This window comes from Bacillota bacterium, assembly GCA_012837285.1.
Classification (GTDB): Bacteria; Bacillota; DTU030; order DUMP01; family DUMP01; genus DUNI01.
This window is the reverse complement of the sequence record DURJ01000153.1, coordinates 1-21,168: the sequence shown is the minus strand read 5'-3', so window position 1 is coordinate 21,168 and position 21,168 is coordinate 1. Positions and strand designations below refer to the sequence as shown.

Annotated in this window: 21 protein-coding genes; all 21 read left to right on the top strand. The window is 53.7% G+C overall.

Features of this window, described 5'->3' with window-relative positions; genetic code table 11:
* The first annotated feature begins 87 nt into the window (after positions 1-87).
* Positions 88-2,745, top strand: a complete 2,658-nt coding sequence (locus GX016_09080) for a calcium-translocating P-type ATPase, PMCA-type (GenBank protein ID HHT71702.1) — start codon at positions 88-90, stop codon at positions 2,743-2,745.
* A gap of 16 nt (positions 2,746-2,761) precedes the next feature.
* On the top strand, positions 2,762-3,622 hold the full coding sequence (locus GX016_09075) for a diaminopimelate epimerase (protein ID HHT71701.1): 861 nt from the start codon (positions 2,762-2,764) through the stop codon (positions 3,620-3,622).
* Positions 3,623-3,684: 62 nt separating this feature from the next.
* On the top strand, positions 3,685-4,866 hold the full coding sequence (locus GX016_09070) for an LL-diaminopimelate aminotransferase (GenBank protein HHT71700.1): 1,182 nt from the start codon (positions 3,685-3,687) through the stop codon (positions 4,864-4,866).
* A gap of 10 nt (positions 4,867-4,876) precedes the next feature.
* Complete coding sequence (locus GX016_09065) at positions 4,877-5,740, top strand: YicC family protein (GenBank protein HHT71699.1); 864 nt, start codon at positions 4,877-4,879, stop codon at positions 5,738-5,740.
* A gap of 36 nt (positions 5,741-5,776) precedes the next feature.
* A complete protein-coding gene (locus tag GX016_09060) occupies positions 5,777-6,052 on the top strand; it encodes a DUF370 domain-containing protein (protein ID HHT71698.1) in 276 nt (91 codons plus the stop codon).
* 11 nt (positions 6,053-6,063) lie between these two features.
* The gene (gene gmk / locus GX016_09055; protein HHT71697.1) at positions 6,064-6,672 is read left to right on the top strand and encodes a guanylate kinase; all 609 of its coding nucleotides are present in this window, start codon (positions 6,064-6,066) and stop codon (positions 6,670-6,672) included.
* Between the two features lie 2 nt (positions 6,673-6,674).
* On the top strand, positions 6,675-6,881 hold the full coding sequence (gene rpoZ, locus GX016_09050; GenBank protein HHT71696.1) for a DNA-directed RNA polymerase subunit omega: 207 nt from the start codon (positions 6,675-6,677) through the stop codon (positions 6,879-6,881).
* Positions 6,882-6,892: 11 nt separating this feature from the next.
* Positions 6,893-8,113, top strand: a complete 1,221-nt coding sequence (coaBC, locus tag GX016_09045) for a bifunctional phosphopantothenoylcysteine decarboxylase/phosphopantothenate--cysteine ligase CoaBC (protein HHT71695.1) — start codon at positions 6,893-6,895, stop codon at positions 8,111-8,113.
* A gap of 26 nt (positions 8,114-8,139) precedes the next feature.
* Positions 8,140-10,368 carry a primosomal protein N' gene (gene priA / locus GX016_09040; protein HHT71694.1) on the top strand — a complete coding sequence of 743 codons (2,229 nt, stop codon included), beginning with the start codon at positions 8,140-8,142 and terminating at the stop codon, positions 10,366-10,368.
* Positions 10,369-10,393: 25 nt separating this feature from the next.
* Positions 10,394-10,873, top strand: coding sequence for a peptide deformylase (gene def, locus GX016_09035; GenBank protein ID HHT71693.1), 480 nt, complete (start codon positions 10,394-10,396; stop codon positions 10,871-10,873).
* A gap of 5 nt (positions 10,874-10,878) precedes the next feature.
* Positions 10,879-11,805, top strand: coding sequence for a methionyl-tRNA formyltransferase (locus GX016_09030; protein ID HHT71692.1), 927 nt, complete (start codon positions 10,879-10,881; stop codon positions 11,803-11,805).
* A gap of 15 nt (positions 11,806-11,820) precedes the next feature.
* Positions 11,821-12,591: a DUF116 domain-containing protein gene (locus GX016_09025; protein HHT71691.1), complete on the top strand. Its 771-nt coding sequence runs from the start codon at positions 11,821-11,823 to the stop codon at positions 12,589-12,591.
* On the top strand, positions 12,591-13,259 hold the full coding sequence (locus tag GX016_09020; GenBank protein HHT71690.1) for a hypothetical protein: 669 nt from the start codon (positions 12,591-12,593) through the stop codon (positions 13,257-13,259). The genes GX016_09025 and GX016_09020 overlap by 1 nt, the downstream gene beginning before the upstream one ends.
* Positions 13,260-13,289: 30 nt before the next feature.
* A complete protein-coding gene (gene rsmB, locus GX016_09015) occupies positions 13,290-14,660 on the top strand; it encodes a 16S rRNA (cytosine(967)-C(5))-methyltransferase RsmB (GenBank protein HHT71689.1) in 1,371 nt (456 codons plus the stop codon).
* Positions 14,653-15,711 (top strand): 23S rRNA (adenine(2503)-C(2))-methyltransferase RlmN, encoded by a 1,059-nt coding sequence (gene rlmN, locus GX016_09010; protein HHT71688.1) that lies wholly within the window; start codon positions 14,653-14,655, stop codon positions 15,709-15,711. The genes rsmB and rlmN overlap by 8 nt, the downstream gene beginning before the upstream one ends.
* Entirely contained in the window at positions 15,708-16,409 is a 702-nt protein-coding gene (locus GX016_09005; protein ID HHT71687.1) for a DUF3662 domain-containing protein, read from the top strand. Before rlmN ends, GX016_09005 begins: the two co-directional genes overlap by 4 nt.
* Positions 16,410-16,413: 4 nt before the next feature.
* Positions 16,414-16,569 (top strand): hypothetical protein, encoded by a 156-nt coding sequence (locus GX016_09000; protein HHT71686.1) that lies wholly within the window; start codon positions 16,414-16,416, stop codon positions 16,567-16,569.
* Between the two features lies 1 nt (position 16,570).
* Positions 16,571-17,320, top strand: coding sequence for a Stp1/IreP family PP2C-type Ser/Thr phosphatase (locus GX016_08995; protein HHT71685.1), 750 nt, complete (start codon positions 16,571-16,573; stop codon positions 17,318-17,320).
* A 47-nt stretch (positions 17,321-17,367) separates the two neighbouring features.
* On the top strand, positions 17,368-18,579 hold the full coding sequence (locus GX016_08990) for an FtsW/RodA/SpoVE family cell cycle protein (protein HHT71684.1): 1,212 nt from the start codon (positions 17,368-17,370) through the stop codon (positions 18,577-18,579).
* Entirely contained in the window at positions 18,569-19,945 is a 1,377-nt protein-coding gene (locus GX016_08985; GenBank protein ID HHT71683.1) for a hypothetical protein, read from the top strand. Before GX016_08990 ends, GX016_08985 begins: the two co-directional genes overlap by 11 nt.
* On the top strand, positions 19,946-21,168 hold a 1,223-nt coding region (gene pknB, locus GX016_08980; protein ID HHT71682.1), incomplete at its 3' end, for a Stk1 family PASTA domain-containing Ser/Thr kinase. It lies immediately after the preceding gene.

Here is a 21,168-nt window from a genome sequence, read left to right as displayed (position 1 = left end):
CGGGGCATGTTTTTCCTCCTGTGGGCATAGGGATTCTTTAGTAATTCCAGTACCTGAAGCTCGGAACCAGAAAAGGAGGCCAGCGCTTTGCAACCTTGGCATGCCCTATCGTTAAATGAGCTTCTGACTGCACTTAGAACCAATGCCACCACAGGTTTAGACCCTGTCCAGGCCAAGGCTCGTCTGTTCGACTTTGGCCCGAACACTGTTCCGACTCAGGGACCTAAGACCGCCTTCGAAGTGCTTCAAGATCAGTTCCACGATTTTATGGTTCGAGTCCTATTGGTGGCTGCGATTTTATCAGCTTTGCTTACGGAATGGAGCGATGCTTTAGCCATTGTTGCCATTGTAATACTAAACGCTCTGCTCGGATTTGTTCAGGAGTACCGAACGGAACGCTCGTTGGCGGCCCTGAACCAGTTAAGTACTCCCAAAGCTAGGGTTCGAAGAGGAGTCTTAGCAGCCGAACGGCCGGCGGCAGAGGTGGTACCCGGCGATCTAGTGATTCTAACTGCCGGGGACAGAGTTCCTGCCGATGCCCGCCTGGTGAAGTGTTGGGGTCTGCAATGTGACGAGTCGTCGCTTACCGGAGAATCGACACCGGTTAGTAAGAACGTATCTGTTTTGCCTGTAGAGACTGGGCTGGCTGAACGCCGCAACATGGTATTTGCTGGATCTTTGGCTACTCGGGGAAAAGCCGAAGCCATAGTGGTGGCTACCGGTGTAAAAACAGAAACCGGCCAAATAGCGCGTCTTTTAGGTCGGCGCAAAGAGGAGCAAACTCCATTGCAGCGACGGTTACACCATCTGGGGCAAGTACTGGTGGGCGCCTGTTTGGCCGTGTGTGCCGCCGTGGTCGCCTTGGGACTGAAGCGTGGAGGATCCGCTTTGGAGCTTATCATGGCTGGGATCAGTCTGGCCGTGGCCGCTATTCCGGAAGGACTGCCGGCAGTGGTTACTCTGTCTCTGGCGGTAGGCGTACAACGTATGGCTAAGCGACAAGCCATAATCCGTGTTTTGCCGGCAGTGGAGACTTTGGGCTGTGCGTCGGTAATATGCGCCGATAAGACCGGCACCATAACCGAAAACAAGATGACAGTGCGTGAAATCCGGGCTCAAGATCACCGTTTGCTGCTAACTCTAGCCGCTTTGTGTAACGATGCTTCCCTCAAACGACGAGACATTGAAGTTCTAGATCTATGGCGACGTCGCCGGGGCTCAGAGGATAGAATTTGGACAGCCGAAGGTGACCCGACTGAGGCGGCGTTGGCGGTGAAGGCAGCGGAGGCGGGCTTGGTGCGCGGGTTTTTGGAGCAAACTTACCCCCGCCTAGGGGAAGTACCGTTTGATTCTGAACGTAAGCGCATGAGCACGCTGCACCGCTTTGACGGCGGTATCCGGTTAGTGGTTAAAGGGGCGCCTGATATCGTGTTGGATCGTTGCTGCTCAGTCTATAATGGCCCCAAAAGCGTTCAGCCCTTGCGGGCTGAAGTCAAGGAAAGATGGCTCACAGAAAACGAGAATATGGCTTCCCGGGCGCTCCGAGTACTGGCTGTTGCTTATCGGGATCTGCCTGGTTTTAGTGGGCGCCCAAGCCCGGAATTGGAAAAGGAATTGACCCTGGTCGGGCTGGTAGGATTGAATGATCCGCCCCGACCGGGAGTGAAAGAAGCCATTGCTCGTTGTCAGCGAGCCGGGATACGTACTATAATGATTACCGGGGATCACCGGAGTACCGCCGTAGCTGTGGCCAAAGAGCTGGGCTTATCTTGGCAAGGCGGGGTTGCCACCGGCGCCGACTTGGATAGTTGGAGCCAGCTGGAATTAGAAGACCGATCTCGAACTATCAATATCTATGCTCGGGTCAGCCCGCGCCACAAGTTTCGTATTGTTCGTGCCCTCAAACGACGGGGAGAAGTAGTGGCCATGACTGGCGACGGTATTAACGATGCACCGGCCATGAAAGAAGCGGACATCGGTATAGCTATGGGGTGCACCGGCACTGATGTGGCCCGTGAAACGGCGGCCATGGTTATTGAAGACGATAATTTTACGACTATTGTCGCTGCGGTGGAAGAAGGGCGAGCCATTTACGATAACATTAGAAAGTTTATCCGCTATCTCTTATCCAGTAACACCGGTGAAGTAGTAACCATGTTCGTGGCCGCCTTGCTAGGGTTACCGTTACCTTTGTTGCCGATTCAAATCTTATGGGTTAATTTACTTACGGACGGCTTACCGGCGCTGGCTCTGGGCTTTGAGCCACCGGCTCAAGACATTATGGAGCGCCGGCCACGAAAGAAAAATGAAAGCGTGTTCTCCCGCGGATTAGCCAGGAAAATAATCGGGCGGGGATTGATCATGGGGTTGCTCACGGTAGCAGTGTTTATTCTCGGCCTCACAAGCGGTGATTTGGCTTTAGCCCGTACCTTGGCTTTTACGGTGCTGGTAATGCAGCAACTGTTTCATGTGTTGGAGTGTAGAAGCGAGAGTCGGTCCGTTTTTGAAGTGGGTTTATTAGGCAACCCTTATTTACTGTTGGCAGCGGCGGTATCTTTTGGTTTGCAGTTGGCTGTTTTGTACCATCCGGTCTTGCGCCAGGTGTTTGCTACGGTTCCGTTGACCGTGGAAGAATGGGGACTGGTAGTATTGGTGGCTGGTTTGGGTTTGTTAGGGCAGGGCCTGGTATGGGCCTTTCGGTGGACAGAACGGCGCCCGCTTGATATAATGGGTAATAATACTTGAAAGTAGGGTATAGAGCGTGCATTTTGCCAAATTCCACGGCCTGGGGAACGATTTTGTGCTTACAGAGGGATTGCCTGTTGCTGATGAGGAGAAGTTAAGAAAGCTGGCCCGGTGGATCTGCCACCGACATTTCGGTGTGGGTGCCGATGGGTTAATTCTAGTTCTCCCCGGTGTTAAGGCTCCATTTAGAATGCGGATCCTGAATTCGGACGGCAGCGAGGCTGAAATGTGCGGGAACGGGATTCGCTGTTTTGCCAAGTACGCCTACGAACGCAATCTTACGAAGGAGACGGAATTTGAGGTGGAGACCTTGGCTGGCGTTATTCGCCCCCGGTTACTTCTGGACCATGGACAGGTATCGGAAGTGTGTGTTGACATGGGGCGTCCGCGCCTTAAGGCTGCTGAAGTTCCGGTTACTGGGTATGGTGTCGGTCCGGTGATAAACGCCGAGCTGGCGGTAGATGAAACACGCCTGAGGTTTGCAGCTGTGTCCATGGGCAATCCTCATGCAGTGATAACCGTAAACAAAATAGACAACATCACCTGGCAGGAGCTGGGGCCTAAAATTGAGCAGCACCCAGCTTTTCCGCGCAAGACCAACGTGGAATTTGTCCAGCAGCTGGAACCGGACCGCTTACGGGTGAAAGTTTGGGAACGGGGAGCCGGTCCCACCCTAGCCTGCGGTACCGGTGCCTGTGCTGTAGTGGTAGCTCTTACCTTGACCGGCCAGGTGGATCGGAAAGCCTGGGTGGAACTTCCCGGGGGAGAGTTGTTAATTGAATGGGGTCAAGATGATCGCGTTTACATGACCGGCCCGGCTACCCATGTTTTTGATGGAGAGCTACAGTGGCCTGAGCAAGCTGATGGTTTCGTTTGATGTGAACTTGGTACCGCCAAGCGGTGCCGTCAATTTACACCAGGCTAAAAGGGAGGATACATATGATTAAGCGAGCAAAACGTATTGCTGCTGTTCCACCGTATCTATTTGCCGAAATCGATAAACTAAAGGCGCAAGCCAGAGCGCGTGGAGTCGATGTGATCGACCTGGGAATCGGTGACCCCGATCAGCCTACTCCCGGGCATGTGATCCAGGCGCTTAAGGAGGCAGCAGCCGATCCGGCCACTCATCGCTATCCGCCTTATGAGGGCTTGCCGGAATTTAAGCAGGCTGTGGCCGACTGGTATCGGGAGCGTTATGAGGTTGAGCTCGATCCGGAAACCGAAGTGATGGCGTTAATCGGTTCCAAGGAGGGAATTGCCCATATTTGTTGGGCCTTTGTTGATCCGGGCGACGTAACTTTGGTGCCTGACCCGGCCTATCCAGTTTATCGAACCGGTACTTTATTAGCTGGTGGGGTACCTTATACTCTACCGCTCCAGGCGGAAAACGATTTCTTACCTGATTACAGCTTGGTTGATTCGGAGACAGCGCAACGAGCCAAGTTGCTTTTTATCAATTATCCTAACAACCCTACGGCAGCAGTAGCAACACCGCAGTTTTTTGCTCAAACAGTGGACTTTGCTCGCCAACACGGTATAGCAGTGTGCCATGATTTTGCCTATTGCGAAACCACTTTTGACGGTTATCGGGCCCCGAGCTTTTTGGCTACACCGGGAGCCAAGGAAGTGGGGATTGAGTTCAACTCCCTGTCCAAGCCGTACAACATGACTGGGTGGCGAATAGGCTTTGCCGTGGGCAACAAAGATGTGTTGGCAGCTTTGTCGATAATCAAGACTAACGTTGATTCCGGTGTATTTAACGCCGTTCAATATGCCGGCATCAGAGCGTTAACCGGTCCGCAAGATTCTATTGACAGTATGAATCGCATCTACACCGGCCGCCGTGATGCCATAATTGACGGCCTCAACAGCTTAGGCTGGAAACTGCAGCCCACTAAGGGTACCTTTTATGTTTGGGCCCCAGTACCGGAAGGGTATACTTCTAAAAGCTTTGCCGCTTTGTTATTGGAAAAAGCAGGTGTTAATGTAGCTCCCGGTAATGGCTATGGCCAGTATGGTGAAGGCTTTTTCCGCATTGCCCTCACTTGCAGTGAGCAGCGCCTGAGAGAAGCTGTAGATCGGATGCGGCAACAGGGTATTTTCTTTGCAGGGAAGCGATAACGTGCAGAGCATGACTGGTTTTGGCCATGGCTTGGCCCAAGCTGGGGCTAGGACCTTCACAGTGGAGATACGCACCTTGAACCATCGTTTTGGCGAATATGTCTTACATTTGCCCCGCGAACTGGGCCAATGGGAGGAACGCATACGGCGTCGACTATCCACAGAGTTAGCTCGTGGGCGCGTCGAAGTTTGGGTAAACGTGCGCGGGGAGAGCTGGCCAAAGGAAGTGCGAGTGGACAGCGAACTGGCTCAGGCCTATCTGAAGGCAGCCCGGTGGTTGGGTCAGGAGTTTTCCTTGGACTTAGACGTTACGCCGGCTGTTCTCTTAGGTCTGCCGGAAGTCATTTCCTTAGAAGACCGCGAAGTGGACTTAGAGGCGTTGTGGCCGGCTTGCAGAGAAGCTTTGGACACGGCACTGGCGGATGTATTGGCTATGCGCCGGCGGGAAGGAGTGGCGCTGAAAGAAGACCTGCTGGGTCGGGTAACGGTAATTAGGCAACTTAGCTGCGCTATTCAATCCAAGGCGGCTGCAGTACCGGATCATTACCAGAATAAGCTTCGGGAAAGATTGGCTACAATAGGCACAGAAGGCATGGTGGATGAGGTTCGGCTGGCCCAAGAGGTACTTCTTATGGCCGAACGCGCTGACATCAACGAAGAAATAGTGCGGCTACTTAGCCATCTAGGGCAACTGGAGGCTGCATTGGAGCTGGAGGAGTCGGTAGGAAGAAGACTGGAATTCTTACTGCAGGAAGCTAACCGAGAGGTGAACACTATCGGTGCTAAGTCTCAAGATGTGGACATCAGCGCCCTAGTAGTGCAGTGCAAGGCTGAACTGGAAAAGATGCGCGAACAAGCCCAAAATGTGGAGTGAGGCTTTGATGGTCTTGCTCCGAAGGAGGATTTCCAAATGGCGATCAGACTTATCAACATCGGTTTTGGTAACATTGTTTCGGCCAACCGAATAGTAGCTATTGTAAGCCCGGACTCGGCACCGATTAAGCGCATTGTGCAGGAAGCTCGGGATCGGGGCATGCTTATCGATGCTACTTACGGACGCCGTACCAGGGCTGTGATTGTTATGGACAGCGACCATGTGATTCTCTCGGCTGTACAACCGGAAACGGTAGCCAACCGCCTCGGTGATCGGGCTCCTGTGACTGAGGACAGCAGTGACCATGATTAGGAGTGAGACCTATGCCCCAAGGCTTGCTTTTGGTAGTGTCAGGACCGTCCGGCTGTGGCAAAGGGACGGTCTGTGACTTATTACGGCAGCGCAACCGCGAGCTTATTTACTCCATCTCTGCTACCACCAGGAGACCCCGACCGGGAGAACAAGATGGGGTCAACTACTTTTTCCTTACCCAAAAACAATTTCAGAACCAGGTCAAAGAAGACGGATTTTTGGAGTGGGCTGAAGTTTTTGGCAATTTATACGGAACGCCGCGGGGGTGGGTGGAGGACCGATTGGCAAGGGGAAGGGATGTGCTGCTGGAGATAGATACCCAGGGGGCATTGCAGGTGAAAGCCAGTTATCCCGCTGGGATTTTGCTTTTTCTCCTGCCGCCCAGTATGGCTGAGTTAAAGCGGCGGATTGACGGACGAGGCACTGAAAACGCGGCTGAAAGAGAGCGCCGCTTTCAGGCGGCCAGACAGGAAATAGCTCAAATACGAAATTACGATTATCTGGTGGTCAATGATGAAGTAACCCAGGCAGTGCTCAAGATTGAGGCGATTTTACTGGCTGAGCGTAGCCGTATTAGGCGCTATGATCTACAAGAACTTAAGGCAATGTTGGGGGGATAAGCATGGAGGGACCTGATCTAGCCACGTTGCGCCAGCGTATTCCCAACAAGTATTTGTTGGTAGCAGCCACATCCAAACGAGCCCGTCAGCTAATGGGTGGGGCGGCTCCACGCCTGGACAATGCTCAGGGCAAACCGGTAGGTGTGGCTTTGCAAGAAATTGCCAGCGGGGTTATAGTCCCTGGAACGCCAGAAAGCGAGAGTAAGTAGAGGTGGCTACCATGAGCAATAAGACTGTGGTTCTAGGGGTTACCGGGGGAATAGCAGCCTATAAGGCGGCCCAGGTGACAAGTAGCTTGGTGCGCTTGGGGTTTACAGTCAAGGTTATCATGACCGAAGCAGCCACCCGCTTTGTAGCACCGCTCACTTTTCAGACTTTGAGTCGGCAGCCGGTAGTGGTGGATATGTTTGCTGCTCCTGAGAAGTGGGACGTGGCTCATGTGGCCTATGCTCAGGCGGCAGATCTTATTGTTGTTGCTCCGGCTACTGCTAACGCGCTGGCCAAATTAGCTTTAGGCCTGGCTGATGACATGCTCACAGCCACCGTGTTGGCCAGCCAGGCCCCGGTGCTGGTAGCACCGGCCATGAACAGCAATATGTACCTTAACCCTGTTGTTCAGCAGAACCTAGATTTACTCAAGCGGCGGGGCTTTCATGTGATAGAACCGGAGACAGGCTTTTTAGCCTGCGGCGCTGAGGGCCCAGGACGCTTAGCTGCTCCGGAGCGCATTGTCCAAAAGGCGAAGAGACTGCTGGCTTCAGAGCTCGATCTTAACGGCTGGCGGGTACTGATTACAGCCGGCCCGACTCGAGAACCGTTGGATCCGGTGCGCTATCTCTCTAATCGATCTACCGGACGCATGGGTTATGCTTTGGCTGCCGTGGCCGAGCAGGGCGGGGCCCAAGTGACTCTGGTCAGCGGACCTACTTCGTTGCCGGTACCGTTTGGGGTGAAGCGGATTGACGTAGTAACGGCAGAAGATATGTACCAGGCAACGAGGAAGTACTTTCCTGAGGCTACCGCTTTGATCATGGCCGCGGCAGTGGCAGATTTTCGGCCGAAACAATACAGCGCTGACAAAATCAAGAAGAAGACGAGCGAAAAACTAACCTTAGAGATGGAACAAACAGTAGATATCTTGAGCTCCATCGCTGATCTGAAACAACCGGGACAGATAACCATTGGCTTTGCCGCCGAAAGCTCTGATCTAGTCGCCCGTGCGCAGGAAAAGCTAAGGCGTAAACGGCTTGATTTTATTGTAGCCAATGACATTACCCGGAGCGATGCCGGTTTTGCAGCTGCTACTAACGAAGTGATTATTCTCTGGCCGGATGGCAAGAAGGAGCACCTACCGTTGGCTGCCAAGGAAGACATTGCAGTAGCCATTTGGAAACGGGCCAAAAGCGTGCAGGAGGAGCTGTTAGCTTCTTTCGAGAAGTAACCTCCTAAGGAGGAGTTGTTGTCCCTATGGCTAAGCTAGCGGCAGTGCTGGTCGACCTGGTTACGTCAGCGACAAACAAGACTTTTACTTACATTGTTCCGGACTCGCTCCTGGGCCAAGTCGGATGTGGAACCAAGGTACGGATTCCTTTTGGCCCTCGGGTTCTTGCCGGGTATGTGGTACCGGAGACACCGGAACCGGTGGAAAAGGTGCGGCCTATTTCAGCGGTGTTAGCTCAGGACTTGTTCAATGAAGAAGCTTGGCAGCTAGCACGCTTTGTGGCTGATCGCTATCTATGCCATCAGGTTGAGGCTTTGTATCTGGTGCTTCCACCGGGAACAAGTAGCGGATTATCTTTAGAACGACGGGTGGAGTATGTTGATCTGTTGTTACCCGAGCAGGAGGCACGCACCCTAGTCCATGCTCTAGGCCGCCGGGCACCGGCACAAGCACGGATAGTAACCGCACTTTTGAAAGAGCGACCGGCGGTGCGCCGAGAACTCTTGCAACGAGCTCCGGCCGCTGGCAGCAGCCTGAAGGCTCTGGTTTCCCGGGGTGTGGTTACCACCTGGATCGAGGTGGACCCTGTTTCCCAGCTAAGCTGCTTAGAGACTGCTGCCACAACAGCCGAACAACTGCCGGTACTTACAGAGGCTCAATCCAGATCATTGGAGCCGATTATGGAGGCTCTAGAGACGTATCGGCAGGAAAACTTTCTTCTCCATGGTGTGACCGGCAGCGGCAAGACAGAGATATATCTCCGAGTTCTGGCGGCGGCTTTGAAACAAGGACGCGGAGGGATAGTGCTGGTACCGGAAATTGCTCTTACCCCGCAGATGCGGGAGCGTTTTGTCCACCGCTTTGGACACAGAGTCGCTATTTTACACAGCGGACTGAGGGATCGGGAACGATACGACCAGTGGCAGCGCATCCGACAAGGGAAAGCCCAGATAGTAGTGGGTGCCCGCTCGGCTGTGTATGCCCCACTGGCGAAGATTGGTGCTATAATTCTAGATGAGGAGCATGAGACAGCATACAAGCAAGAAGAGAGTCCCCGCTACCACGCTCGGGAGGTAGCACTTTGGCGAGCTCGTAACCAAGGAGCGGTAACTATTTTAGGCAGTGCTACCCCGGCGGTGGACACCTACTATCAGGCCCAAAACGGTGGCTATCGCTTGCTCACCTTACCGGAGAGAATCGCTAAGCGCCCATTGCCCCAAGTTGAGATCGTGGACATGCGGCGCGAGCTGTTGGCCGGCAACAGAAGTATTTTCAGTCGACTGCTTCAGACGGAAATGGAAAGAGTTCTGGCTTGTAAGCAGCAGGCAATATTGTTTCTGAACCGTCGCGGACACAGCACCTTTGTGCTTTGCCGGCACTGCGGTTTAGTGGCCGAATGTCCGCATTGTGATCTAGCTCTTACTTTCCATAAAGTGGGGCGGCGTCTAATCTGCCACCATTGTGGTTATTCCGAACCCCAATACCACTTGTGCCCTAGCTGTGGTAGTAACTATGTGCGCGATTTTGGCTGCGGAACGCAGCGTGTTGTCAGTGAGGCCCGGCGCCTCTGGCCCAGGGCGCGGATTCTGAGGCTTGATGCTGACACCAGCGCTCGAACCGGGGCTACTGACGAAATCATCCATTCATTTTCCCAGGGAAGAGCTGACATCTTGGTTGGGACGCAGATGGTAACCAAAGGCCTGGACATTGCTCGTGTAACGTTGGTGGGCATTGTGAGTGCGGACCTGACTCTTAATCTGCCCGATCCTTATGCGGCTGAACGTACCTTCCAACTACTGGAACAAGTCGCCGGGCGTACAGGACGGGGTGAACTGCCGGGCCGAGCGATACTGCAGACGTACACTCCCAATCATGTTAGCATTACAGCGGCTCAGCGACATGATTATGCTGGTTTTTATCGGGTGGAGCTGGAGCGGCGAAAACGCCATCTGTATCCTCCGTTCGTGAAAGTGGTTTTAGTTCGTGCTTTGGCACCGAAAGAAAAGACAGCTATAGAGCTATTGCAGCAACTACTTAGTATGCTGCCCAAAGGGGAAGATGTAAGGATAGAAGGGCCGGCCCCGTGCCCGTTCCTGAAAGTAGGGAATAGATTTCGCTGGCAACTGATTCTCAAAGGTTCGGACCTAAGGCGACTTAAGAATCAACTGGCGGCAGCTTTGCCAACGCTGACTGCAGCCTGTCAGCGGGCCGGAGCGCGGCTTACAGTGGATGTGGATCCGCTGTCTTATCTGTAGCTGACTGAGCAAAGGAGAGGCATCAATGGGTGAAGGTGAACTTAATATTCGACTTTATGGAGATCCGGTGCTGCGGCAGCCAGCACAATCTGTGACCAAGATCAATGACCGTCTGCGCCGGTTGTTACATGATATGGCTGTTTCCATGTATGATGCTGATGGCGTTGGCTTAGCTGCACCCCAAGTGGGTGTATTATTGCGAGCAGTGGTTATTGATGTAGGTGAGGGGCTATTGACTCTTATTAATCCGGAGATCATAGCGGCAGAAGGTGAGGAGCTCGGTGTTGAAGGTTGTCTCAGTCTTCCGGGCTTGGTGGGGGATGTTCCTCGAAGTAGCAAGGTCACAGTCCGGGCCCTGGATCTTAAAGGTCGAAACCAGGAGATTAGCGGAGAGAACCTGCTGGCTCGGGCACTGCAACACGAACTGGATCATTTGGACGGCATCTTGTTCATCGACCGGGCTCAAAACATTCGACCCAGTGAAAGTGAAGAAGATAGAGGGTGATCGAGGTGCGTATTGTTTTCATGGGCACGCCTCAGTTTGCCGTGTCTACGCTCAAGGAGTTGATCCCGTCTGTGGTCGGGGTGGTTACGCAACCGGATAGGCCCAGAGGGCGGGGCCATCAGCTGCGGCCTTCGGCGGTGAAAGAGGCGGCAGTAGCCGCCGGCATTCCGGTCTTGCAACCACAACAGGTGAACAGCGATGAGTTTCTGGCCGACATTCGGGCATTGGAGCCAGATCTTATTGTAGTGGTGGCTTTTGGTCAGATCTTGCCTTCCGCGCTGCTAGGCATGCCTCCGCTGGGTTGTATTAATTTGCACGCTTCGTTGTTGCCAAGTCTGCGCGGCGCAGCTCCCATACAGCGCGCCATTATGAACGGTGATGTCATGACCGGGGTTACCACCATGTACATGAGTGAGGGACTGGACACAGGTGACATAATTATGCAGGCAGAGGAAAAGATCGCGCCTGATGACACGGCTGGCACGTTAGCAGTACGGCTGGCACAAAAGGGCGCTGATCTGGTTCGGCGTACTGTAAGGGCGATTGCGGAGGGAACTGCTCCCCGCCACCCACAAGACGATTCCTTAGCCAGTTGGGCCCCGCCGCTCAAGAAAGAAGACGAGATTTTGAATTGGGAACTGCCGGCCCCCATGGTAGCCAATCAGGTGCGGGCACTGAACCCGAAACCGGGGTCAGCCACGTTTGTGGCTGGGAACCGGCTGAAGGTTTGGCGGGGCCAGGTATCTGGACTGGCTTCTTTAGCAGGAAAACCGGGACAAGTATTGAAAGTACAAGGTGATAGCGGTATCTTGGTGGCTTGTGGGGAAGGGGCAGTAGTTATCCAAGAAGTACAACCTGCCGGCAAACGTTCCATGACGGCGCCGGCCTATGCTTGTGGGTACCGTGTACAGCCAGGGGATGTTTGGGGCTAAGGGAGGGGAAGGCCTGTGGCCAAAAAGAGATTGATCTTAAGTCTGGCTTTGGGTTTTGCCATTCTGTTGGGCCTGTTGGCCGGCAGATTATGGTACGTTTCTTTTTATGGATTAGATAAACTCTCGCGCTATGTCTTTTTCGGCCTCGGGCTGACTTTTTTCCTCTTTGTAGTCACGGTTTTGGTCGGTGTGGTGGGAGTTGTCCTCATAATTCTCTGGCACCGTCCAATCCCGGTTCTTGATCGTCCGGTTAGCATCCTTATCACCCGGCTGTTACCGTTGTCTATGCAGGTGGGACGTTTCTTTCACGTTACCAAAGAGAAGTTGGAGCGTTCGTTTATTGAGATTAACAACAATTTAGTGCGGGCGCGAAAAATTAAGGTGGCACCCCGGCAACTGCTGGTACTGGCTCCTCATTGTCTGCAGTATTCAGGCTGCGAGTATAAGATTACTGCCGATGTAAGCAACTGTCATCTTTGCGGCCGCTGCCAGATCAAAGACCTATTGTTGTTAGCTCGAAATCTAGGCGTGGGGTTGGCTGTGGTCACCGGCGGAACCCTGGCGCGCAAGAAGGTGCAGGAATTAAGACCTGACGCCATTGTGGCCGTAGCATGTGAGCGGGATCTATCCAGTGGGTTACAGGATGTGTATCCGCTGCCGGCATTCGGGGTGTTGAACGAACGACCCAATGGTCCTTGTGTGGATACCAAGGTGGATCTGGAGCGGCTAAGACAGGCCATATTGTATTTTATCGAACCGGAAGCCGAAACCTTGGGGGTGAATTAGTGCTACTGTTATTGTTTCTCATCTTGCTAACTGCGTTTTTCCCTTGGCTGCTTTTCCCGCTGGTGTTGTTTTTCTTGTTTAATCTGCTAATGATACCGTTTGGTTTTACTATCCGTTCCATGTGGAATTTGCTTACGGTTCCAGGGCAGCTGGTACGTGTAGCCTTTAACCCTAATCTTAGAAAGAATCATGCTCTTGAACATGCAACCATCAATGTTATTGAAGAACAGTTTGGCTCCCGGCAACTGTCTGGATATGCGGCTGAGGACGGATTTTATATATTCGGAGCTGTGGATCCTGGTATTCTGGAGGCGGCAGCCCGAGCCGGACATGGCCGTTTGTTGGCGGGGGAAAGAGAGTTGGTGGTTCACCGACGTTGCGGTACTACTATTGCGGCAGCTAATTTCATCTCGTCGGCGGCTTTCCTCGGTTTGTTATGGGCCACGCGTCATTTTACCTTCCTTAACGTGATGGTGGCTTTGGCAGTGGCCAATTTAATCGGCCCGTTGTTGGGTACAATGTTACAGAAACATGTTACTACGTCCTGGGACGTGCGTGATCGGGAGATTAGTGGTATTGAGTACAAGTGGGAACGGCCGGCGTCGTTCTTTGGCGGCTGGGTGGCGGTACCGCAGCAGTTTTTCGTGAGGACACGACGCCTTTACTAGCCAAAAGACAGAACAAAAAGGTGGTGGAGAATGGCTGAAGACAAAACTGCTCGCGACGTAGCCCTAGAAGTGCTGCTTAGGGTAGAACAGACAAGATCGTATGCTAATTTACTGTTAGCGCCGGCTTTAGCCAAGAGCAGTTTAAGCTCTCGCGACCGGGCTCTCACCACCGAGTTGGTGTATGGGACAGTCCGAACACTTGGCACTTTGGATTGGGCGTTGCAGGAACGGAGCAACATGCCCTTGGCTAAACTGGATCCGCCGGTGCGGGCACTAATGCGGCTGGGGGCTTACCAGCTTTTGTTTACGCGGATACCTCCTGCCGCGGCCTGTTTTGAAGCTGTGCAGCAGGCGAAAAGAGTCAGTCATGAGGGTAGTGCCCGCTTCGTTAATGCTGTGCTCAGGCGTCTGGCCAGGGAACGGAGCCGGTTAGAGTTCCCCGATATAGATGAGGAGCCGGTGCGCCATATAGCGCTAAAATACTCTCATCCTGAATGGCTGGTCCAAAGATGGTTAGAACGCCTAGGGTTAGAAGATACTTTAGAGCTCTGTCGGGCCGATAACCTAGTGCCTCCGCTTTGCTTGCGCGCCAATTTGACGCGGACAACCAGATCGGAACTGATTGTGCTGCTTAAGAGGCATGGTTTGGTTGTGTCTCCGCGCCATAAGGTGCCGGAGGCGCTGTATGTAGAAGGATCTGGCATGGTAGAAGGGCTGCCTGGTTTTCAGGCCGGGTTGTTTACGGTGCAGGACGAAAGTTCCATGTTAGCCACGCATGCCCTGGCGCCCAAGGCCGGGGAACGATTACTGGATGCTTGTGCCGGCCCAGGCGGCAAGACGACCCATCTGGCAGAGTTTATGAACGATCGAGGTCAGATTCTGGCCCTGGATATTCACCCCCATAAACTCACTCTAGTCCGAGAGAATGCCGCGCGGCTGCATCTTGACTGCATCAACACCAGAGAAGCTGACGCTCGCCGATTGCCACCGGATCTTAGGGGGGCGTTTACCAAAGTGTTGGTGGATGCACCATGCTCAGGAACAGGAGTACTCAGGCGGAGACCGGATCTGAGGTGGCGTAAGACGCCGGAGGAGCTTACGAGTTTGCCCAAGATGCAGCTTAAGATACTCGTCGGTGCCAGTGAAGCCTTGGCTGTTGACGGGACTCTCTTGTACAGTACGTGTAGCCTGGAGCCGGAAGAAAACATGGAGGTTGTGACCGCGTTTTTAGCGTCACGACCGGAGTTCGTTTTGACTGACTTAAGACCTACACTGGGGGAATTCATCCAGGAACCGACACTAAGGCAGGGCTTTCTGCAGCTATACCCACATAAACATGAACTGGACGGGTTTTTCCTGGCCGGTCTCAAACGGTGCCAAGAGGGGAAAAACCATGACTAAGTTAGAGCTGAGGAATCTTAGCTTTGGTGAGCTCCATGAGCTGATACGTTCCTTCGGAGAACCGCCCTATCGGGCGGACCAGATTTACAACTGGTTGTACAGACACGTGGTCCTGTCTTTTGAGGAAATGACGAATCTGCCGGCTCAGTTGCGCTGGCAGCTAACCGAAGAGACTACCTTGGATAGTATCCGTGTGCGTGAACGCTATTGCTCCTCCGACACTGATACGGTGAAACTGCTATTCTCGCTGGTTGACGGCCAAGCAGTGGAAGGGGTTTTGCTTCGGTATCGCCGCTGGTTCAGTGCCTGTCTTTCGTCCCAGGCCGGTTGCCGGATGGGTTGTGCTTTCTGTGCGTCTACCTTGGGAGGGCTGGCTCGCAATCTCACCGTAGGTGAAATGACTGGGGAACTAGTGCATTTGGCCCGGGAAGCGAGACAGCTGGGGGGTGACGTTCGGAGCTTAGTGCTCATGGGCACCGGTGAACCCTTAGACAACTATAAGAACGTGCTGAAATTCTTGGCTCAGGTTACCGAACCCCATGGCTTTAATCTAAGTTATCGTCGGATCACGCTTTCCACCTGTGGTTTGGTACCGGGTATTCGCCGTTTGGCCCAGGAGGAGCTGCCGCTCACTCTAGCCGTGTCGTTACACGCTCCTACAGACGAGCTTAGAACCGAGCTGATGCCCATTAACAAAGTGTACCCGCTGGAAGAACTTATGGCTGCTTGCCGTGAGTATACCCAGATTACCGGTCGTCGCCTTACCTTCGAGTACGCTTTGCTGGTTCAGGTAAATGATTCGCTTAACCATGCCCACCAATTGGCAAATTTGATCGGTGGATTGCCGTGTCACGTGAACCTTATTGCCTTTAATCCGGTTCCGGAGCGCGGGTTTAGGCGACCTGAACCTAGTCGAGTAGAAGCCTTTTATCAAGTGCTGCAGGAAAGAGGCGTTTCTGTTACTGTGCGGCGCGAGCTCGGCCGCGATATTGCGGCTGCCTGTGGTCAGCTCAGGCGGAGGGTGCTCAGAAAAAGGACGTCGAGAGCATGACAGGTTTATGGGAAAAACTAGTCAACAGATTTCGCCATGCCAGGTACCGGCAGCAACAGAAAACCTTGCCCCAGACCATCTGGCTGCACCTGGTGGCTGCCCTGGAAGAAAGCGGTAAGGGCATGGCTTTGCGTCCCAACTTATATCAAGTAATGATACCGGCCTCGGATTATGATCTGCTACGGCCGCTAATTGCCGATTTGGAAGTGGAGTTAGCGGGCAGATTGGCGACAGAGGCCCTTAAGCGGGGCTATCATCTTACCGGTGCCGCTGGAGTGAAGATTGTTGTCGGGACGGTAAACACAATGCGGGTTAAGACCCAGCACGTGTCGGAAGCACCGGCAGAGGCAGATAATGACACTACGGTTATATTTCGCTTATCGAAGCGGAAGAAACAGTCGTCGTTGCCGTCACGCCAGCTGGTGGTGCTCACTGGACCTGATCGAGGGAGTATCTTTACCCTTTGGGGAACCGAGGTATTAATAGGACGAAGTGAGACTAATCATATAGTGCTTCACGATGAGGGTGTGTCTAGGGTACATCTTAGAATCTCGTGGACTGACAACGAAGAATATATTGAGGATCTGGGCAGCCTCAACGGTACCTGGGTAAATGGATGCCCCGTGCTGGGACAAAGGCGGCTCGAAGAGGGAGACAAGATAACATTGGGTTCCACGACCCTGGAGTACCGGGGGTGAAGATGTGGACGTAATTCGTCTGGTAGTCCAAATAGTGTTTCTTAGTTTCTTTTACTGGTTTATACTGTCGGTGGTACGGGCCATGGAACGTGATATAGCCAACCAAAGAGAGGAAGACGCCAAGAGGCCATACCGGACTTCAGGGCGGGGAGGTGACTGAAGTGCTGGCAGGATGGGCACGGACAGATGCAGGTAAGGTCCGATCAGGCAATGAAGATGCGTTCTGGCTGGGGGGAGAAGAAAACTGGTATTTGGCTCTGGTAGCTGACGGAATGGGCGGTCACCAGGCTGGAGAGGTAGCAAGTCAGCTCGCTGCCACTGTGATTCAGCAGTATGTTACGGCGCAAATGGAAAACCAGGCTCAGAGCAAGAAGACAGTGCCCGTTCACCTGGCACTTCATGCTGCGGTGCAAAGTGCAAACAACCAAGTATTTCTTCGCGCCCAAGACAACCGCGGTTTGTTCGGTATGGGCACAACAGTTACCGCCCTGTGCTTGCTTGATGGGACAGCAGAAATAGCCCACGTAGGGGATAGCAGGGCTTATTTATTCCGGGGAGGAAAGCTCCGTCAGTTGACGGATGACCATTCTTTGGTCCAGGAGTTGGTTAATATGGGATCCATATCCTCGGCCGAGGCCAGACATCATCCTAAGCGGCATCTTTTGACCAGAGTCTTAGGCACTGCCCCCGATCTGTCCATTGATCGGGTTTGGTTACCGACTATGCCTGGGGACTTATTTTTGCTCTGCACCGACGGGCTCACCGGGGAGCTTGCCGATAGTGAAATCGAAGCTGTACTGAAGTCTTTACCGCCGTTGCAAGCAGTGGAGGAGTTGGTTCGACAGGCTTTGGAGCAAGGCGGCCATGACAACGTTACCGCGCTGTTGGTGCAAGCAGGTGATCAGCCGTGATCCAGGGTCGACCGACGGAAAGCTCACTGCTTTGGGGGGCGTTCTTATTGGGGTGGCTGGCCTTCTTCTTGTCCTGGTTGGCAGCCCCGGTGTGGGAGCCACAGGCTTTGTTGTACCCGGCTGCGATCACACTCGCGCTGTACTTGATTCATCGTAGCCTAACAGCCATGGGATCGGCTGCTGACCAACTGCTGCTCCCTCTGATAGCAGTGCCGCTTTTTTTGGGAGTAGCTATCTTATACCGCTTGGATCGGTCCAGTGCCTTCTGGCAGGTGGTTTGGGTTCTTGCCGGCTTGATTATCTTACTATTACTACAAGTCGTTCCTAATATTAGGGGATGGCGCTCTTATTGGGGTGTACTATTGCTGCTGGGGCTGGGATGCCTGGCGGTTACTCTGGTGTATGGAACTGAAGTGCACGGAGCCAAGATATGGCTCCCAGTTGGGCCCGTGAAGTTCCAGCCGTCAGAGCCGGCCAAGATCTTGTTGTCGTTAGCGTTAGCAGGCTATCTATGTACCCGGAAGGAGCTACTTTTGGTCCGTTCTTGGCAATTAGGAGGGCTGAGACTTCCTCATCCCATTTACTTTGGGCCTTTGACAGTAGCCCTGGCGCTGGCTTTGTTACTCATGGTGGTGCAACGAGATTTAGGTACCGGATTGCTACTGTTTGGACTATTTGTCTGCGAACTATACGTAGCTGCTCCCCGCTGGGATTACTTACTGCTGGGATTTCTGGCCTTAGGGGTCGGTAGCGCCATCAGCTATCGGCTGTTTGATCATGTGCGGATCCGGTTCGACATTTGGCTTTCTCCCTGGGAATATGCCGGTGAACAAGGTTATCAGCTGGTACAGGCTTTGCTTGGGACCAGTGCCGGGGGTCTTCTGGGAGCCGGTTTGGGACGAGGGTGGCCAGGGCTGATCCCAGCTGTTACTACGGACCTTACTTTTGTGGCCTGGTGTGAGGAAACCGGGTTGGCCGGTGCCATTGCCCTGCTTCTTATTTACATGCTCCTGATGCAGCGAGGGTTTAAAGCAGCCCTGAGCACAGATGACGATTTCTTAACCTTGGCCGGGGTGGGGGTAACCAGTTTATTTGCGCTTCAATCTTTGGTTATCTTAGGTGGCGCACTGCGACTGATCCCTTTGACCGGTGTTACCTTGCCGCTGTTTAACTATGGGGGTAGTTCGCTGGTGAGCTCGCTAACCGGTTTTGGTTTCCTACTACGCTTGTCGAGCGAGGGGGAGCTAAATGCGAACTAACATTCAGAAGTTACTGCGGTTGTTTATCACCGGGTTTTTACTTGTTATCTTAACTTTAACCAATCTCACGGTTTTTCAGCGTGATAAGCTCATGGCTTCACCGTATAATAAACACCGAATTTCTGGCTGGGATAGCCAAAGTAGGCGGGGAGGAATTTATGACCGTCATGGCGAAGTTCTAGCAGTCACAGAGAAAAAAGGCGGCTTGCGTCGCTACCCTTTGGGAGATACCCTGGCCCCTGTGATCGGGTATATTGATGCCAACATAGGTGCGGCCGGACTGGAAGCTCGTTACAGTGCCGAGCTCAGCGGTCGGCCGCTATTTTGGGCCGCACTGGGATTGAATTTTCCGTTGGCGCTGGCAGGCGAAGACCTAGTACTCACCATCAGCACTGAATTGCAGCAAGAAGCTATGCGCTATTTAGCCGGCCGCCGGGGTGCCGCCGTAGTTTTGGATCCCCGTTCCGGGGCTGTGTTAGCGCTGGCCAGCCAACCTTCGTTCGATCCGGTTCATCTTGCGGCTAAGTGGGAGAATGTCCGCCAAGACTCGGCTGCTCCTCTATTGAATCGAGCCACGCAAGGTTTATACCCGCCGGGCTCAACCTTAAAACTAGTAACGTTGGCTGCTGCTTTAACTCGCCGAACCGACCTGGTCAACAAGGTTTACCATTGTTCCGGCAAACTGGCATTGCCCGGGTATACAATACATTGTTCTCAGCCCCATGGTGAATTGGACTTAGCCTCAGCGCTGTCAGTGTCCTGCAATGTTACTTTTGCCCAGCTAGGGATTGAATTAGGCAATGGTAGCTTGGCTAAACAGGCGGAGCGAGCCCGGTTCAACCGCAATATACCGCTCGAGTTACCGCTGGGCGTGAGTTCATTTCCACCGGGCAAAGCAGGGGAGGGCGAAACAGCTCAGCGGGCTATCGGTCAAGGCCAGGTTTTGGCTACCCCTATGCAGATGGCATTAGTAACGGCTGGCATTGCTGGGGGAGGGGTTATTTGGCGTCCCTATCTGGTCCAAGAGCGACACTTGGGTGGAAGGATCATTGCTCGGACTCAACCGGACAAACTGGCTCAGTTTGTCTCGCCCGAGGTGGCTGCGGCCATAACCAACATAATGACCGAGGTGACCAAGCGGGGCACCGGCACCGGAGCTGCTTTATCCGGGGTAGAAGTAGCCGGCAAGACTGGCACCGCCGAAAACCCCCACGGCGCTCCCCACGCCTGGTACGTAGGTTTTGCTCCGGCGGACAAGCCGAAAGTAGCGGTGGCGGTGGTGGTGGAAAACGCCGGCAGCGGTGCGGCGGCAGCGTTGCCTTTGGCACGGAGATTGTTAGAATTGGCCTTAAAAGAGGTGAGCTAAGTGTCCCAGATGCTGGCGAATCGGTACGAATTAATGGAGAAGATTGGCGAAGGCGGTATGGCCGTAGTATATAAAGCCCGCTGCACTTTTCTGGATCGCTGGGTAGCGATCAAGATTTTGCGTGATCAATACGCCAACAACCCTGAGTTTGTAGACCGTTTTCAGCGGGAAGCCAGGGCGGCGGCACGACTGGCCCACCCTAACATTGTTTCTATTTACGACGTGGGCGAGGACCAGGGCCGCCATTTTATCGTTATGGAGTATGTACAAGGTGAAAACTTGAAAGACTACTTGTCCAGGCGCGGACCGCTGGCACCACAGACTGTGGCCGAGATGGGACAGCAGGTGGCGGCAGCGCTGGCTCACGCTCATTGCCGCGGTATTATCCATCGCGATATCAAGCCCCATAACCTTTTGGTCAGCCCTGAAGGTCAAGTAAAAGTGACGGATTTTGGCATTGCCCGGGCGGCAGCGGCTTCCAGTCTCACCGAAACCGGGGTAGTGCTGGGATCGGTGCATTACTTTTCCCCCGAGCAAGCACAAGGCGGTGCCGTGGATGCTCGGTCCGATATCTATGCCTTGGGTGTGGTGCTGTATGAGCTGTTGACTGGGGTACCGCCGTTTACAGGGGACTCGCCTATTGCTATTGCGCTGAGCCATTTGGATTCTGAGCCGCCAGCGGTGGCGGAACTTTGTCCCTATGTACCCGAAGATCTGGAACAGGCCATCATGAAAGCAATGGCCAAGGATCCGGCCCATCGCTATCAAACCGCCGGGGAGCTGAATCGGGCTTTGGCTCCAGCTGCCAGCAGGACAGGGGCTCAGGAGGAGCCGACCCGTGTTCTTACTGCTGTACCTGGGCGGGAAAAAGCCACAGCGACGCGTAACCGACCAAAGCCCAACCGCCGGTCTACAACCTGGGTGGTAGCCACGATCCTGTTGCTGTCTGTTCTAACCGGAGCCTTCTTATGGTTCCGCTACTACTTCTTAGTGCCGATAGTAGAGGTGCCCCCGTTGTTGGGATTACAGGTGGAAGATGCCCGTCTGCTGCTGGCAGAAAAAGGTTTAGACTATTACGTGCTGCGGGAAGTATACAGCGAAGAAGAAGCAGGCGTAGTAGTAGATCAGGAACCGAAACCGAGTTCAATTAGAAAAAGCGGTGTCGGCGAAAAAGTCGGCCTGATTGTTAGCAAAGGCCGTGAATTGGCCCAGGTACCTGATGT